Source organism: Sphingomonas sorbitolis (genome assembly GCF_036663875.1).
GTDB lineage: Bacteria > Pseudomonadota > Alphaproteobacteria > Sphingomonadales > Sphingomonadaceae > Sphingomonas.
Map to the genome: position 1 here is coordinate 966399 of NZ_JAXOJS010000001.1, position 15007 is coordinate 981405.

At 63.9% G+C, this 15007-nt stretch carries 17 protein-coding genes; all 17 read right to left on the reverse strand.

What is annotated here, in order from left to right; genetic code table 11:
• The gene (gene nuoK, locus U1763_RS03940) at positions 1-309 is read right to left on the reverse strand and encodes an NADH-quinone oxidoreductase subunit NuoK (protein ID WP_082441002.1); all 309 of its coding nucleotides are present in this window, start codon (positions 307-309) and stop codon (positions 1-3) included.
• Positions 306-917, reverse strand: a complete 612-nt coding sequence (locus tag U1763_RS03945) for an NADH-quinone oxidoreductase subunit J (RefSeq protein WP_056048540.1) — start codon at positions 915-917, stop codon at positions 306-308. The genes nuoK and U1763_RS03945 overlap by 4 nt, the downstream gene beginning before the upstream one ends.
• A 119-nt stretch (positions 918-1036) precedes the next feature.
• Positions 1037-1522, reverse strand: coding sequence for an NADH-quinone oxidoreductase subunit NuoI (gene nuoI, locus U1763_RS03950; protein WP_055877898.1), 486 nt, complete (start codon positions 1520-1522; stop codon positions 1037-1039).
• Positions 1519-2565, reverse strand: a complete 1047-nt coding sequence (gene nuoH, locus U1763_RS03955; RefSeq protein ID WP_332754195.1) for an NADH-quinone oxidoreductase subunit NuoH — start codon at positions 2563-2565, stop codon at positions 1519-1521. The genes nuoI and nuoH overlap by 4 nt, the downstream gene beginning before the upstream one ends.
• Positions 2562-4556 (reverse strand): NADH-quinone oxidoreductase subunit NuoG, encoded by a 1995-nt coding sequence (nuoG, locus tag U1763_RS03960; protein WP_332754196.1) that lies wholly within the window; start codon positions 4554-4556, stop codon positions 2562-2564. The genes nuoH and nuoG overlap by 4 nt, the downstream gene beginning before the upstream one ends.
• Entirely contained in the window at positions 4556-5857 is a 1302-nt protein-coding gene (nuoF, locus tag U1763_RS03965; RefSeq protein WP_332754197.1) for an NADH-quinone oxidoreductase subunit NuoF, read from the reverse strand. The genes nuoG and nuoF overlap by 1 nt, the downstream gene beginning before the upstream one ends.
• Positions 5857-6525 (reverse strand): complex I 24 kDa subunit family protein, encoded by a 669-nt coding sequence (locus U1763_RS03970; RefSeq protein ID WP_332754198.1) that lies wholly within the window; start codon positions 6523-6525, stop codon positions 5857-5859. Before U1763_RS03970 ends, nuoF begins: the two co-directional genes overlap by 1 nt.
• Positions 6525-7736, reverse strand: a complete 1212-nt coding sequence (locus U1763_RS03975) for an NADH-quinone oxidoreductase subunit D (protein WP_443026882.1) — start codon at positions 7734-7736, stop codon at positions 6525-6527. Before U1763_RS03975 ends, U1763_RS03970 begins: the two co-directional genes overlap by 1 nt.
• Before the next feature lie 20 nt (positions 7737-7756).
• Positions 7757-8581: an NADH-quinone oxidoreductase subunit C gene (locus U1763_RS03980; protein ID WP_332754200.1), complete on the reverse strand. Its 825-nt coding sequence runs from the start codon at positions 8579-8581 to the stop codon at positions 7757-7759.
• Positions 8578-9126 carry a NuoB/complex I 20 kDa subunit family protein gene (locus U1763_RS03985; protein ID WP_056058310.1) on the reverse strand — a complete coding sequence of 183 codons (549 nt, stop codon included), beginning with the start codon at positions 9124-9126 and terminating at the stop codon, positions 8578-8580. The genes U1763_RS03980 and U1763_RS03985 overlap by 4 nt, the downstream gene beginning before the upstream one ends.
• A complete protein-coding gene (locus U1763_RS03990) occupies positions 9117-9491 on the reverse strand; it encodes an NADH-quinone oxidoreductase subunit A (RefSeq protein WP_056048518.1) in 375 nt (124 codons plus the stop codon). The genes U1763_RS03985 and U1763_RS03990 overlap by 10 nt, the downstream gene beginning before the upstream one ends.
• Positions 9492-9994: 503 nt before the next feature.
• The gene (locus U1763_RS03995; RefSeq protein ID WP_056048515.1) at positions 9995-10807 is read right to left on the reverse strand and encodes an inositol monophosphatase family protein; all 813 of its coding nucleotides are present in this window, start codon (positions 10805-10807) and stop codon (positions 9995-9997) included.
• 163 nt (positions 10808-10970) lie between these two features.
• On the reverse strand, positions 10971-11534 hold the full coding sequence (gene efp / locus U1763_RS04000) for an elongation factor P (protein WP_056482276.1): 564 nt from the start codon (positions 11532-11534) through the stop codon (positions 10971-10973).
• An 87-nt stretch (positions 11535-11621) separates the two neighbouring features.
• The gene (locus U1763_RS04005) at positions 11622-12227 is read right to left on the reverse strand and encodes a M23 family metallopeptidase (protein WP_332754201.1); all 606 of its coding nucleotides are present in this window, start codon (positions 12225-12227) and stop codon (positions 11622-11624) included.
• Positions 12228-12231: 4 nt separating this feature from the next.
• Complete coding sequence (locus U1763_RS04010) at positions 12232-13245, reverse strand: L,D-transpeptidase family protein (RefSeq protein ID WP_332754202.1); 1014 nt, start codon at positions 13243-13245, stop codon at positions 12232-12234.
• A gap of 76 nt (positions 13246-13321) precedes the next feature.
• A complete protein-coding gene (thiE, locus tag U1763_RS04015; RefSeq protein ID WP_332754203.1) occupies positions 13322-14011 on the reverse strand; it encodes a thiamine phosphate synthase in 690 nt (229 codons plus the stop codon).
• A gap of 75 nt (positions 14012-14086) precedes the next feature.
• The gene (locus U1763_RS04020) at positions 14087-15007 is read right to left on the reverse strand and encodes a class I fructose-bisphosphate aldolase (RefSeq protein WP_332754204.1); all 921 of its coding nucleotides are present in this window, start codon (positions 15005-15007) and stop codon (positions 14087-14089) included.

Genomic DNA, 15007 nt, shown 5'->3' on the forward strand with positions numbered 1-15007 from the left:
TTACCCCTTCATCCGGTTGACGTCGTCGACCGCGATGGTGCCGCGACCGCGGAAATAGATCACGAGAATGGCGAGGCCGATCGCGGCTTCACCCGCGGCGACCGTCAGCACGAACATCGCGAACACTTGTCCGACGAGGTCGTGAAGGAACGCCGAGAACGCGACGAGATTGATGTTCACCGCCAGCAGGATCAGCTCGATCGCCATCAGGATGACGATGAGGTTCTTGCGGTTCAGGAAGATGCCGAGCACTCCCATGGTGAACAGGATCGCCGCGACGACCAGATAATGGACGAGACCGATCGTCACAGTTCGACTCCCTGCCCGACGACCGGGCTCGTGTTGCGCGTGGCGTCCTGCGGACGACGCGCGTTCTGGCGGCTGATGTTCTGCGCCTTGACGCCGCCACGCTGGCGGTGGGTCAGCACGATCGCCCCGATCATCGCGACCAGCAGCACCAGGCCGGCACCTTCGAACACGAACAGATAGCGCGTGTAGAGCAGGTTACCGATCGCCTGGATGTTGGGCACGGTATCGTCGATCGGTGCAGCACGACGTGCGAGCTGGATCGGACCCGTGCTCCACGCACCGATGGCGATCATCACCTCTGCGGCGAGTGCGACGGCGAGTGCGAGACCGATCCCGAAATACCGGGCGACGCCTGCGCGCAACTCGGTGAAGTCGATGTCGAGCATCATGACGACGAACAGGAACAGCACCGCGACCGCGCCGACATAGACGATGACGAGCAGCATCGCGATGAACTCGGCACCGACCAGGATCATGAGACCGGCCGCGTTGAAGAACGCGAGGATCAGCCACATCACCGAATGGACCGGGTTACGCGACGCGATCGTCAGCGCGCCCGACAGGACGACGACGAAGGCGAAGAGGTAGAAGGCTAAGGCCTGAATCATGAGGTCCTCGTCACCCCAGCGAACGCTGGGGTCTCAAGCCGCGCGGGCGCGCTCTGAAACGGGGAGATCCCAGCCTGCGCTGGGATGACGGAGTTAATCTGTGTCATCGCGGCGCTCGCTTAACGGTACGGCGCATCGGCGGCAAGGTTCGCCGCGATCGCGCTTTCCCAACGGTCGCCATTATCGAGCAGCTTCGACTTGTCGTAGATCAGCTCTTCGCGCGTCTCGGTCGCGAACTCGTAGTTCGGCCCCTCGACGATCGCATCGACCGGGCACGCCTCGGCGCACAGGCCGCAGTAAATGCACTTGGTCATGTCGATGTCGTAGCGCGTAGTGCGGCGCGAGCCGTCGTCACGGGGCTCAGCCTCGATCGTGATAGCCTGCGCGGGGCACACGGCCTCGCACAGCTTGCATGCGATGCACCGCTCTTCGCCATTCGGATAACGACGCAGCGCATGCTCGCCGCGGAACCGCGGCGACACCGGATTGCGCTCGTACGGATAGTTGATCGTCGCCTTTTCCTTGAAGAAATAGCGAAGCGTCAACGCGTGCGCCTTCACGAATTCCCACAGGGTAAACGACTTGATGATCTGAGCGACGCTCATGAACCCACTCCAACGCGCGTCAGCATGAGATAGCCCGACACGAGGAAAACCCAGAACAGCGAGACGGGAAGGAAGACCTTCCAGCCGAGCCGCATCAGCTGATCGTAGCGATAGCGCGGCACGGTCGCCTTCACCCAGCTGAACAGGAAGAAGAAGAACAGGATCTTGGCGAACAGCCAGATGATCCCCGGCACGTAATATAGTGGCGCCCAGTCGACCGGTGGCAGCCAGCCGCCCCAGAACAGCGTCGCATTGAGCGCGCACATCAGCAGCACGTTGGCGTACTCGCCGAGCCAGAACAGCGCGAACGACATCGACGAATATTCGGTCTGGTACCCGGCGACGAGCTCGCTTTCCGCCTCGGTCAGATCGAACGGCGCGCGCTGCGTTTCGGCCAGCGACGAGATGAAGAACATCACCGCCATCGGGAACATCAACGGGTTGAGGATGTACCCGTTGACGATCCAGACGTGCGACTTCTGCGCCATCACGATTGCCGAAAGGTTGAAGCTGCCGGTCCACAGCACGACCGAGATCAGGATAAAGCCGATCGCGACTTCGTACGACACCATCTGCGCAGCCGCACGGAGCGCCGAATAGAACGGGTATTTCGAGTTCGACGCCCAGCCCGACAGGATGATCCCGTAGACGCCAAGCGACGACGCCGCGAGCACGTAGAGCAGCCCGACGTTGATGTCCGCGAGCACGACGCCGACCCCGAACGGCACCACCGCCCAGACGATCAGCGCGACCGTGAAGGTGATGATCGGTGCCAGCAGGAACAGCGTCCGGTTGGCGGCTGCGGGGACGATCGTCTCCTGCAGGAACACCTTCAGGCCGTCGGCGAAGCTCTGCAACAGACCAAACGGACCGACGACGTTGGGACCGCGACGCAGCGCCATCGCTGCCCAGATCTTGCGGTCGGCATAGATGATCATCGCGACGGCGAGCATCAGCGGCAGTGCGATCACCAGGATATCGATGATCGTCGCGAGGAAAAACGCCCAGTCGTAACCGAGCGAGGATTCGAACCAGGAGATCATTCGGCTGCCTCCGCGTAGTCTTCCCCGTGGAGAAGTTCGGCCGAGCAGCGCTGCATCGTTGGCGACGCGCGGCAGATCGCGTTGGTCAGGTAGAAGTCCTTGATCGGATAGCCGGCGAGAACGCCCTGCCCTTCACCGTTGAGCGAAGGCGGGTCCCACTCGAACGTGGCGAGCGCCTGATGACGCAGCGCAGGCACGTCCGCGTACATTTCCTCGCGCAGACCCTCGAAGCTGTCGAACGGTAGCGTGTGGCCGAGCGTGTCGGACAGCGCGCGGAAGATCGACCAGTCATCACGTGCGTCGCCGGGTGCGAACACCGCACGCTCGCCGCGCTGGACACGGCCCTCGAGATTGACCCACGTGCCCGACTTCTCGGCATAGGTGACACCCGGCAGGATAACATCGGCAGCCGCCGCACCCTTGTCGCCGTGATGGCCCACGAACACCTTGAAGCCTGCGAACTTCGAATAATCGACCTCGTCCGCGCCGAGGAAGAAGCCGAGCTTCGCCCCCATCACGTCGGCGATGCCGCCCTTCTGCGCATAGCCGAGCATCAGCCCACCCATCCGCGAGGCCGCCATGTGGACGACGTTGAAGCCGTTCCAGTCCGCCTTTACTAGACCCAGCGTATCGACGAGCTTCAGCGCAGCCGCGTGGCCACCCTTCAGCGCGCCCCCACCAACGATCACCATTGGACGCTCGGCCTTGCCGAAAGCCTCGGTCACCGCCTCGGGCAGATTGCCGAGCAGCGCGAGATCGTCGCCAAGCCACTCGACCTTGTACGTCAGGTCCGTCTCCGGCCCGATCGCGAAGACCTTCGCGCCCTTCTTGATCGCTTTCCGCACCCGCGTGTTCACCAGCGGCGCTTCCCAGCGCAGGTTGGTGCCCACCAGCAGGATCGCGTCGGCACGCTCGGTGCCGGCGATCGTCGTGTTGAAATTGACCGCGGCGATGCTCGTCGCATCGTAATCCATGCCGGTCTGACGACCTTCGAGCAGGCTCGACCCCATCTTCGCCAGCAGCGCCTTGGCGGCGTACATCGTCTCGCAATCGACCAGATCGCCCGCGACGGCCGCAATGCTCGACCCGGCGTTCACAGCCTTGATCGCCGCGAAAGCCTCATCCCACGTCGCGGGAACCAGCTTGCCGTTCACCCGGACATAAGGCTTGTCGAGACGACGGCGCACGAGACCGTCGATCGCGTGGCGCGTCTTGTCGGTCGCCCACTCCTCGTTCACGTCCTCGTTGATCCGCGGGACGCAGCGCAGCACCTGGCGACCACGGCTGTCGAGCCGGATGTTGGTGCCGACCGCGTCCATCACGTCGATCGTCAGCGTCTTGCGCAATTCCCAAGGACGCGCCTCGAACGCATAGGGCTTCGACGTCAGCGCGCCGACCGGGCACAGATCGACGACGTTGCCGGATAGCTCGCTCTTGACCGCGTTCTCGAGATACGAGGTGATCTGCATGTCCTCGCCGCGGAAGATCGCACCGATCTCCTCGACGCCGGAGACTTCCTCGGCAAACCGGATGCAGCGCGTACACTGGATGCAGCGGGTCATGACCGTCTTGACGATCGGACCCATATATTTCTCGGTGACCGCGCGCTTGTTCTCGTCATAGCGCGAATGGCCGCGACCATACGCGACCGACTGGTCCTGCAGATCGCACTCGCCGCCCTGATCGCAGATCGGGCAATCGAGCGGATGGTTGATCAGCAGGAATTCCATGATGCCCTCGCGGGCATTCTTCACCATCGGCGAGTTGGTAAAGATCTCCTGCTTGTCCGCCGCCGGCAAAGCGCACGACGCCTGCGGCTTGGGCGGACCAGGCTTCACCTCGACCAGGCACATCCGGCAATTGCCGGCGATGCTCAGCCGCTCATGATAACAGAAACGCGGGATCTCCTTGCCGGCAAGCTCGCACGCCTGCAGCACGGTGGCACCCTGCGGCACCTCGATCTCTACGCCATCGACTTTGACTAAGGGCATTACTCTGCGGCTTCCATCATCGGCGCGGTGTCGCCACCGCGCTCACGGATACGGCGCTCCATCTCGGGGCGGAAATGCTTGATCAGGCCCTGGATCGGCCATGCGGCTGCGTCACCGAGCGCGCAGATCGAGTGACCCTCGACCTGCTTGGTGACCTGCTGGAGCATGTCGATCTCGGACAGTTCGGCGTCGCCGGTGCGCATCCGCTCCATCACGCGCCACATCCAGCCGGTGCCCTCGCGGCACGGCGTGCACTGGCCGCAGCTCTCATGCTTGTAGAAGTACGAGATGCGGCTGATCGCGCGGACGATGTCGGTCGACTTGTCCATGACGATGATCGCCGCGGTGCCGACGCCCGACCCGACTGCCTTCAGGCCGTCGAAGTCCATCGCGCAGTCCATGATCTGCGCGGCGGGAACCAGCGGCACCGACGAGCCACCCGGGATCACCGCAAGCAGATTGTCCCAGCCGCCACGAATACCGCCGCAATGCGTCTCGATCAGGTCACGGAACGAGATGCTCATCTCCTCCTCGACGACGCACGGCTTGTTCACATGGCCACTGATCTGGAACAGCTTCGTACCGCGGTTGTTCTCCGCGCCAAAGCTAGAGAACCACGCCGCGCCCCGGCGCAAAATCGTCGGTGCGACAGCAATCGATTCGACGTTGTTGACCGTCGTCGGGCAGCCGTAGAGTCCAGCGCCTGCGGGGAAAGGTGGCTTCAGCCGCGGCTGGCCCTTCTTGCCCTCGAGGCTCTCCAACATCGCGGTCTCTTCGCCGCAGATGTACGCGCCCGCACCCCGGTGCACGAACACGTCGAAATCGTAGCCCGAGCCGCAAGCATTCTTGCCGATGAAGCCGCGATCATATGCTTCGGCGACGGCCGCGAACAGCGTCTCGGCCTCGCGGATATATTCGCCGCGGATGTAGATGTACGCGGCGCGCGCGCGCATCGCGAACCCGGCGATCAGCGCGCCCTCGATCAGCTTGTGCGGATCGTGGCGGATGATCTCGCGATCCTTGCAGCTGCCCGGCTCGGATTCATCGGCGTTGATGACGAGGAAGTTCGGCCGGTCCGGCTTCGGCTCCTTCGGCATGAACGACCATTTGGTACCGGTCGGGAAGCCCGCACCGCCACGGCCGCGCAGCCCCGACGCCTTCATCACGTCGATGATCGCGTCCTGGCCGAGCGCCATCAGGTCCTTGGTATTGTCCCAATCGCCGCGCATGATCGCCGCGTCGATGTTCCACGGCTGGAAACCGTAGACGTTGGTGAAGATGCGGTCCTTGTCGGCGAGCATCAGGCCCACTCCCCCCGGTAATCGTGGTTCGCGTCGACCATCGCCTTCAGCGAGGTCGGGCCGCCTTCGGGGCAGCTCGCGCGGCGACCGAATTGCGGACCCGGCGTCGGGTGCCCGCCATTGGCCAGCGCCTCGAGGATCTCGGTCGTCTTGTCGTAATCGAGGTCTTCGTAGTTATCGTCGTTGATCTGCACCATCGGCGCATTCGCGCACGTGCCCAGGCACTCGACCTCGGTCAGCGTGAACATGCCGTCCGGCGTCGTGCCACCCTTGACCAGACCGCGGTTCTTGCACGCGGCCAGAACATCGTCCGACCCGCGCAGCATGCACGGCGTGGTGCCGCAGACCTGGACGTGGAAGCGACCGACCGGCGCGAGATTGAACATCGTGTAGAAGGTCACGACCTCGTACACGCGCATGTACGGCACGCCGATCTGACGCGCGACGAACTCGATCACCGGCACGGGCAACCAGCCCTGCGTCTGCGTTTCCGCGCCGACCTGGCGCTGCGCCAGATCGAGCAACGGAATCGACGCGGACTGCTCGCGACCCTTGGGATAGCGCCCGAGGATTTCATTCGCCTTCACCTGGTTCTCGTCCGTCCACGCGAACGAGCCCCAGCGTGCGCGGGTCTCGGCCTCGTCGGGAATTTTCGGAGCTTCAGCCATCAGCGGTCACATTCACCAAAAACGATATCCATCGCGCCGAGGATCGCGGTCGTATCCGCCAGCATGTGGCCCTTCGCCATGAAGTCCATGGCTTGCAGATGCGAGAACGCGGTCGGGCGGATCTTGCAGCGGTACGGCTTGTTCGAGCCGTCGGCGACCAGATACACGCCGAACTCGCCCTTGGGGCTTTCGGTCGCGACATAGACGTCGCCAGCGGGCACATGGAAGCCCTCGGTGTAAAGCTTGAAGTGATGGATCAGCGCTTCCATCGACTGCTTCATCTCACCACGCTTGGGCGGCACGACCTTGCGGTCGAGCGACGCGATCGGCCCCTCGGGCATTTCGCGCAGGCACTGCTTCATGATCCGCGCGGACTGACGCACTTCCTCGACGCGCACCATGAACCGGTCATAGCAATCGCCGCGCGTGCCGACCGGCACTTCGAAGTCCATCTTCGCGTAGGCGTCATAGGGCTGCGACTTGCGCAGATCCCAGGCGATCCCCGAGCCGCGGATCATCGGGCCGGAAAAGCCCCACTTGATCGCGTCGTCGCGGCTGACCACGGCGATGTCGACGTTGCGCTGCTTGAAGATGCGGTTGTCCGCGACAAGCGAGATCGCATCCTCGAACAGCCGCGGCAGGCGCGTGTCGAGCCAGTCGCCTATGTCGGCGAGCAGCTTCAACGGCGCGTCCTGATGCACGCCACCCGGACGGAAATAGTTCGAATGCATGCGCGCGCCCGAGACACGCTCAAAGAAGTTCATGCAGTCTTCGCGGATTTCGAACAGCCACAGGTTCGGCGTCATCGCACCGACGTCCATGACGTGGCTACCCAGGTTGAGCATGTGGTTCGAGATGCGCGTCAGTTCGGCAAAGAACACGCGCAGATACTGCGCCCGCTCAGGCACTTCGAGGTCGAGCAGCTTCTCGACCGCCAACACCCAGCTATGCTCCATGCACAGCGGCGAGCAATAATCGAGACGATCGAAATACGGCAGCGCCTGCGTGTAGGTCTTGTATTCGATCAGCTTCTCGGTGCCGCGGTGGAGCAAGCCGACATGCGGATCGACGCGCTCGACGATCTCGCCGTCGAGTTCCATGACGAGCCGAAGCACGCCGTGCGCGGCCGGATGCTGCGGACCGAAGTTGATCGTGTAGTTCTGGATCGTGACGTCGCCGGTCGTCGGATCGGCTGCGTCGGCTTCACCCAGAAGCTCTTCGACATACAGACTCACTGGTTCTGTCCTCCACCCTTGGTCGGGACCACGTCCGGGTTCGCAGGCTTCGGCGTCGCATCGGACTCCGACTTGCCGGCGCCCGTCTGCGCGGTCGACTCGGTACTCTTGGGTTCGGTCGGCGCCTGGGTCGGCGACTGCGCCGCGTTGGCCTTGACGATGGTGTCCGCCGACAAGGGAGTCTGCGCACCCTTGGCCTGGGGCAAGGCGCCCTTCTCGTCACCGGGGAGCACGTAGTTCGCACCCTCCCACGGACTCATGAAATCGAACGTACGAAAATCCTGCGCAAGCTGCACGGGCTCGTACACGACGCGCTTCGACTCTTCCGAATAGCGCAGCTCGACATACCCGGTCAGCGGAAAGTCCTTGCGCTGCGGATGACCGCGGAAGCCGTAGTCGGTCAGGATGCGCCGCAGGTCCGGATTGCCGCTGAACAGCACGCCGTACATGTCGTACACCTCGCGCTCGAGCCAGCCGGCGACCGGCCAGATGTCGGTCACCGACGGCACCGGCTTTTCCTCGTCGGTCGCGACATGGACACGCAAACGGTGGTTCCGCGTGAGCGAAAGCATGCAATAGACGACCTCGAACCGCTCCGCGCGATCCGGATAGTCGACGCCCGCGATCTCCATGAGCTGCTGATAGGCAAGCCCCGGCGTATCGCGCAGTGCGATCATCGCGTCGTACAGGTCTTCGCGACGAACGTGCAGCGCGACTTCGCCGACATGATCGACCGCGTCGAGCAGCATGCCGCCGAGCGCCGCGCGGGCGCTATCGATCACGCCGTCGTTAGACGTGTAAGCTGGTGCGGGAGCCCTCAACGCTCGATGCTCCCGGACCGCCGGATCTTCCGCTGCAGCTGCATGATGCCGTACAAGAGAGCCTCAGCCGTCGGCGGGCACCCGGGGACGTAGATGTCCACCGGCACGATCCGATCGCAACCCCGCACGACGCTGTAGCTGTAATGATAATAGCCGCCGCCGTTCGCGCACGATCCCATCGAGATCACGTACTTCGGCTCCGACATCTGGTCGTAGACCTTGCGCAGCGCAGGGGCCATCTTGTTGCAGAGCGTACCGGCAACAATCATCACGTCCGACTGACGCGGGGACGCGCGCGGTGCGGCGCCGAAGCGCTCGAGATCGTAGCGCGGCATATTGACGTGGATCATCTCGACCGCGCAGCACGCGAGCCCGAACGTCATCCACCACAGCGAGCCGGTACGGGCCCACTGGAACAGCTCCTCGGTCGACGTGACGAGGAAACCCTTGTCCGTCAGCTCACCGTTCAATCCGTCGAAAAAGCCCTGGTCGGGTGGCACCAGCGAACTGGGCGAACCGGGTGCGGGCTGAAGCTCTACTCCCAATCGAGTGCTCCCTTCTTCCATGCGTAGACGAGGCCAAGGGCCAATTCGCCGATAAAGATCATCATCGAAATCCACGCGGTCCAGCCGAGCGTGAAGACCGAGACGGCCCAGGGATACAGGAACGCGGCCTCGAGATCGAAGATGATGAAGAGGATGGCGATCAGGTAGAAGCGTACGTCGAACTGGCTCCGCGGATCCTCGAATGCGGGAAAGCCGCACTCGTATTCGCTGAGCTTCTCAGGCGTAGGCTTGTGTGACCCCGTGAGGCGCGAGACGGCCATCGGCAGGAACACGAACGTGCTCGACAATGCGATGGCGATCCCGAGGAACAGGAGGATCGGAAGATAGTGCGACAGGTCGACCAAATTGCTTCTCGCAAGTGCGAACGGAACGGGGCCGCTTTAGGCCGATGGGGGGTGATGGGCAAGGCGTGGAGGGTGTGAGAATCACTCGCAAGTGGAGGGGCCGAGGTGGCGGGAAATATGCGTTACTTGGCGCGCCGATGACTGCGGCCGCGACTTCCACTGAATGTCGGGGACGTCACCGAACCATGCCCGCCACCCCGGACTGGTTCCGGGGTCCACGGTGCCGCACACCAGCGGCGGCGAGAATGCAGAACGGTGGATGCCGGAACAAGCCCGGCATGACGGACCGAGCCGGGGTCGACGCCGTTGCGCTGTTGACCCCACTCTGGCCTTTACGCTCCCCCATCCGTCACCCCAGCGAAAGCTCGGGTATCGTGGTTGGCGGGCGCGGCGACCATCACGGGGATATCCCAGCTTTCGCTGGGGTGACGGATGGGGATGGCAGTCGGATTGGGAGCGGGAGTAACCGAATTCGGTCCCAGTTGCCCTCTTCACAATCCAACTTAGCGCAGTGCGCCGGCCACCAGCTTATGCAGCCGCGAATGCAGCGCGTCGTTCGCCGCAAGAAACTCATTACGCTCCATCGCGCGATCGCCACCGCGGAAGTCGGTAACGAAACCGCCGGCTTCCTTCACCAGCAACATGCCAGCCGCAACATCCCAAGGCTTCAGGTTCGATTCCCAGAACCCGTCAAACCGGCCCGCAGCAAGCCAAGCCAGATCAAGCGCCGCAGCGCCCAAACGACGGATCCCCGCAACCTCAGGTGCAACCGCGCCAAAAATCCGGCTCCACTGCGCGAAGTCGCCATGCCCTAGGAACGGAATCCCCGTAGCGATCAGCGATTCGGAGAGATCGCGCCGCGACGACACGCGCAAGCGCTGGTCGGTGAGCCATGCCCCCCGGCCCTTCTCGGCCCAGAAGCTCTCGTCGGTCAGCGGCTGATACACCAATGCGGTGGTAACCTCTCGCTTGCCGTTCGGCATCGGCTCCTCGACCGCGATCGAGATGCAGAAATGCGGGATGCCGTGGAGGAAGTTCGACGTCCCATCCAACGGATCGACGATGAACCGCGGCTTGTTCGGGTCACCCTCGACCTCGCCGCGCTCTTCCATCAGCATGCCCCAGTCGGGACGCGCGTGCGAAAGTTCTTCGAAGATCGTCTGCTCGGCGCGCTGGTCGGCCTGGCTGACGAAGTCGGCCGGACCCTTGCGGCTCACCTGGAGCTGCTGGACCTCGTTGAAGTCGCGACGCAGACGCGGCGCGGCCTTGCGGGCGGCGCGCTCGATGACGGTCATGATGCCGGAATGGCTGGGCATGGTATTCTATCTCCCCCCTCCCGCAAGCGGGAGGGGCCGGGGGTGGGCTCGCGCTATCAGCGTCGCGCGGCATCGAAATTGTTCGCGCCAATATCGTCGCGTAAAATGGAGGGCGGGTGCCCACCCCCCAGCCCCCTCCCGCTTGCGGGAGGGGGAGCAGAACTTAGTCCGCACGCCTTACGTAAGTCTGCTCGTACACGTCGACCACGATCCGCGTGCCCGCGCCGATATGCGGCGGCACCATCACGCGCACGCCGTTCTCGAGCACGGCCGGCTTGTACGACGACGAAGCAGTCTGCCCCTTAACCACAGCATCCGCCTCGACGATCAGCGCCTCGATCGTGTCGGGCAGCTGGACCGAGATCGGCCGCTCTTCCCAGAGCTCCATCACCACATCCATGCCGTCCTGCAGGAACGCCGCGGCGTCGCCCAGGATGTCGGCATCGAGCGAGATCTGCTCATAATTGATCTTGTCCATGAAGGTGAGCATGTCGCCCTCCCGGAACAGGAACTGGAAGTCGACGGTCTCGAGCCGCACCTTCTCAACGCTCTCGGCGGAGCGGAAGCGGGTGTTGTTCTTGCGGCCGTCGATGAGGTTCTTCATCTCGACCTGCATATAGGCACCGCCCTTGCCGGGCTGGGTGTGCTGAATCTTGACGGCGCGCCAGATGCCGCCCTCATATTCAAGAATGTTGCCGGGACGAATCTCGACCGCGTTGATCTTCATGACCGATTCCTGCTGGAAAGAGCTAGGGGCCGTCCGCGAAGCATAACCCTGGGGGCGGGACTCTGCGGAAACCCGAAGCGGCGGGCTTTAGCGGGACGACCGGGTTCCGGCAAGCAGCGGGTACGGGTTCACGTTCTCGCCCTGATACCAGCGCTCACCCGGCTGCATCTTCGTAAGCCCGAAATGCAGATGATAATTGCCCGCCCCCGCATCGCCGGTATCGCCGACATAGCCGAGCGTATCACCCGCCTTGACCGCCATGCCCTCACGGATACCCGCGGCGTAGCCGGCAAGGTGCGCATAGTAATAGGTCCAGCGTCGATCGGGCGAGCGGACGTAGAGCGTGACACCGCCAAGCCCGCTCTGGAACAGCTTCTCGATCCGACCCGGTGCGGCAGCAACGACGGGTGTGCCGCCCGGTGCCATGATGTCCGTACCGTGATGCCCGCGTATACCGCCGCCCCGCGCATCGTTCCAGCTATCCGCGATAGCTTTCCGAGGAACGCCGGCCACCGGAACGGCCAGAGCCCCAGGCGTCACGGTAACAGCATCGACCTCGGCGGAAGGCGCCGGCTTCCGCCAAGGCACCCGCCGCTCGATGCCGCTACCGCCGCTGCCGAACGACACCATCGACGCAAACCCGCCGACCGCGACGACGATCAGCCCGAGAATGATCCAGAACGTCCGAGTCATCGCCTCAGGCCTGGAATACGGCCTTGGTCCCCGGCTTGATCATCATCGACAGCCGCGCCGCATCCCAGTTGGTCAGGCGAATGCAGCCATGACTCTCCGCACGTCCGATCGTTTCGGGGTTCGGCGTGCCATGGATCCCGTAATGCTCCTTCGACAGGTCCATCCAGACGACGCCGACCGGACCGTTCGGCCCCGGCGGCAGCATCTCCTTCTGCTGCCCCTTCTTCGCATCCCAGAACAGCGCAGGGTTGAAGTGGAACTTCGGGTTGTAGTCCGAGCCCTTGATCGTCCAGGTGCCGAGCGGAAGCGGATCATGACTCGACCCCATCGTCGCGGAGAACTGCGCGATCAGCTTGTCGTTAGCATCGAGGACGCGCAGCACGCCGTCCGACTTGTCGACGACGACGTGATCCGCCTTGGCCTGGTTCGCATCGACGTTCAGCATCGTGAGCGTCGCGATCCAGTCCGGCTTCAGCTTCGGATCATAGGCGCGCGAGGTCGGCAGGGCGTTCGGGAACACCACCTTAGTGCCCGGCGATAGTTTCGTGGTCGGAGAATTCAGCGCAACGATCACCGCCGGCGTCGTGTGGAACATCTCGCCGAGCTTCTCCATGACATTCTTGTAGCCGAGCGATGGGAGTTCGGCCTGCTTTGCCGGGTCCGTCGGGAACGGATTGACGAACGGCCCCGCCAGCATCTCGGGGGTCAGCGCGACCGTCACGGTCGGCCGTGCGGCGCGATACGGATACAGCGCCTGCAACGTCCGTGCATCGGGCTTGCCGCTAATCGGCAGGCCCTTCGCCTCCTGGAATCCCTTCAACGCCGCGACCAGCGACTGCCCACCACGACCATCAAGCACACCCGGCCCGAAGCCGAGATGATCGAGGATCACCTGTACGTGGAGAATATTGCGGTCGATCGGAACCGGCGTGGTCGGTGCAGGCTGCGCCAACACAGGCGAGGCCACGCCAAACAGGCACGCCGCAAGAACCGAAGCTTTCGTCACAAATGCCGTCATGCCGCTCATCCCAAACCGTTACGCTTCTGCATCAAACGGTCGGGACGACGGTTGTTTCCAACGGTTGGGCGCGATCTCAGCGCTTCGCAAGAACCTCGGCAAACGCCCTGATCGCCGCAACCTCGTCGCCACCCCAGACGGCGCCCGACACGGCGATGAAATCCGCACCGGCAGCAACCAGCGGCGCGGCGTTTTCCGGCGTAATCCCACCGATCGCGACGCAGGGCATCTCGAACAGCGTCGACCACCAGGACAGGATCACCGGCTCGGCGGTATGCGTCGCGACCTTCGTCGTGGTCGGATAGAACGCACCGAACGCGACATAGTCGGCCCCGGCCTCGCCCGCTTCCATCGCCAGATGGCGACTGCCGTGACAGCTCACGCCGATCTGCGCATTGGGGCCGAGCTGCGCGCGAGCCTCACGCGGATCGCCGTCATCCTGCCCGAGATGCACGCCGTCCGCATCGAGCCGCTTGGCGAGCCCGATGTCGTCGTTGACGATGAACGCGACATCACGCTCGGCGCAGATCGCGCGCAACGGCTCGCCGAGTGCGGCAGCCGCATGCTGGTCGATATCCTTCACACGGAACTGGAACGCGGCCACGGGGCCAGCATCCAGGGCGCGCGCCAGGCGTTCGGGAAAGTCGCCCCCGACATCCAGCGGCGACACCAGGTAAAGCTGGCAAGCCGGCCGACGCATGTCGCGGCGGAAATTCTCGGCGAAATTGGGATCGAGCGGGCCCAGCGGATCTTCGAATTCGGTCATGTCCGGCCCCTAGCCTCTCATGCCGCGCGCGTCACCCCAGCGCGTGGCAAGGGTGACGAACGGGCAGTGCGGGACTTATTCCTCGTTCTTGTAGATGCGGATGATCCGGTCGAGCATCGCCAGCGCTTCGTCGCGCGGGCGCTGGAAGGTATTGCGGCCGATGATCGAGCCGTTGCCGCCACCATCGCGGATGTCGCGTGCGTCCTGGAACACCGCGTCCTCGCCCTTCGACGCGCCGCCCGAGAAGACGTTGATGCGACGTCCGGCAAAGCTCGACTGGACGACATGCTTCACGCGGTCCGACTGCTTCGACCAGTCGGTGTTCGCGTAAAGCGGCTTGGCTTCCTTCTGCTCGATATGCGCGGTTGGCAGCTTGGTCTTGATGATGTGCGCGCCGAGCAACGCCGCCATGTGCGCGGCATAGGCGCCGACGTCGAGCGCGAGCTCGCCATCCTTGGTCAGCTCGCCGCCACGCGGATACGACCAGATCACCGTCGCGATGCCGACCGACTTCGCCTCTTCGCTCAGCTCGCGGATTTCCTCGACGAGGTCGAAGAACTGATCCGCGCCCGGATAGATCGTGAAGCCGATCGCCGCCGAGCCAAGCCGCACCGCGTCCGAGACCGTCGCCGTCACCGCCTGATCGATCGTCGTTGCCCAGCTGTTCGAGCTGTTGCACTTCAGGATCGTCGGGATCTGCCCGGCAAACGTATCCGCTCCCGCTTCGAGCATCCCGAGCGGCGCGGCATAGGCACTGAGCCCTGCGTCGATCGCCAGCTGATAATGGTAATGCGGGTCGTACGCCGCGGGATTGACCGAGAAGCTGCGCGCCGGGCCATGCTCGAAGCCCTGGTCGACCGGCAGGATCACGAGCTTGCCGGTGCCGCCAAGCTTGCCCTGCATGAGGATGCGCGCGAGGTTTGCCTTCACCGCCGAACTGGTGGCCTCGTATTTGTCGAGAATGGTTTTGACTTGCGGGGTGATCGTGGATGTCAT